This is a genomic window from Streptomyces hainanensis (genome assembly GCF_004348415.1).
Lineage (GTDB): Bacteria > Actinomycetota > Actinomycetes > Streptomycetales > Streptomycetaceae > Streptomyces > Streptomyces hainanensis.
Window position 1 is genome coordinate 1 of sequence record NZ_SMKI01000844.1, and the last position, 1,167, is coordinate 1,167.

Below are 1,167 nucleotides of genomic sequence, written 5' to 3' on the forward strand. Positions count from 1 at the left end.
ATAAGAGACAGGTGTGGGGTCGGGCCGGGCGGACTTGGCGGTGTCGGCCGACGCCAGGTCGTTGGCCGGCCGTGCCCCGGGCGGCCGGTGGACGGCGGTGGGCGGCAGGGCGCTGCCGCTCGGCAGGATCGCGGTCCTCGCCTCCGAGGACGGGCCGGAGCGGTTCGCCTCCTCCTCCACGACCAGCGGCGCGGCGAACACGGTCTCCGGCGGCGCCACGGACACGTCGTCCTCACCGATGCTGGACGTGTCCGTCCCGTCCCAGACGGACGGCCCGCTGCCGGACGTGTCCACATCCGACCACGCCGGGGCGCCGGCGGCGCCGGCGCCGGGTACCGGCGGTGCGTTGCCGTGGCCCGGCGCGCCCGCGGCGTCGGGCCAGCCGCCGCCTGCCGGCGGCGCGCCGGCGCCGGCGTTGCCCTGGCCGGGGAGGCTGCCGCCCACAGGCGGCGTGCCGGTGCCTGCGGCGCCTGCGCCGGGTGCCGGCGGTGCGCCGATGGGTGCGGCGTTGCTGTGGTCGGCCGTGCCAGCGGCGTCGGGCCAGCCGCCGCCTGCCGGCGGCGCGGCGGCGCCGGCGTTGGCGTGGCCGGGGAGGCTGCCCGCTGATGGTGTACCCGCGCCTGCGGCGCCTGCGCCGGGCGTCGGCGGTGGGCCGATGGGTCCGGCATTGCCGTGGCCGGGGAGGCTGCCGCCTACGGGCGGCGTGCCGGTGCCTGCGGCGCTGGCACCGGGCACCGGGGGTGCGCCGATGGGTGCGGCGTTGCTGTGGTCGGCCGTGCCAGCGGCGTCGGGCCAGCCGCCGCCTGCCGGCGGCGCGGCGGCGCCGGCGGGGCTGCCCCCCACGGGCGGCGTTCCCGCGCCTGCGGCGCCGGCGCCGGGCACCGGGGGTGCGCCGATGGGTGCGGCGTTGCTGTGGCCGGCCGTGCCAGCGGTGTCGGGCCAGTTGCCGCCTGCCGGCGGCGCGCCGGCAGGGCCGGGGAGGCTGCCGCCCACGGCCGGCGTACCCGCGCCGGCGGGGCCGGCGCCCGCGCCACCGCCCACCGGCGGTGCGGCAACCGGGCCGGCGTTGCCGTGGCCCGGCGCGCCCGCGCCTGCCGCGCCCGCGGGTGTCCCGGCTGGCGCGGCAGCGCCTGGTGGCGCCCAGGGGCGGCCGATCGGGGGTGGGGT

1 pseudogene is annotated in these 1,167 nt (G+C 82.4%); it reads right to left on the bottom strand.

Annotated features, from left to right (window positions below):
* Positions 1-444 (bottom strand): annotated as a pseudogene (locus E1283_RS36365) (hypothetical protein); the annotation flags it as partial.
* Between the last annotated feature and the right edge of the window lie 723 nt (positions 445-1,167).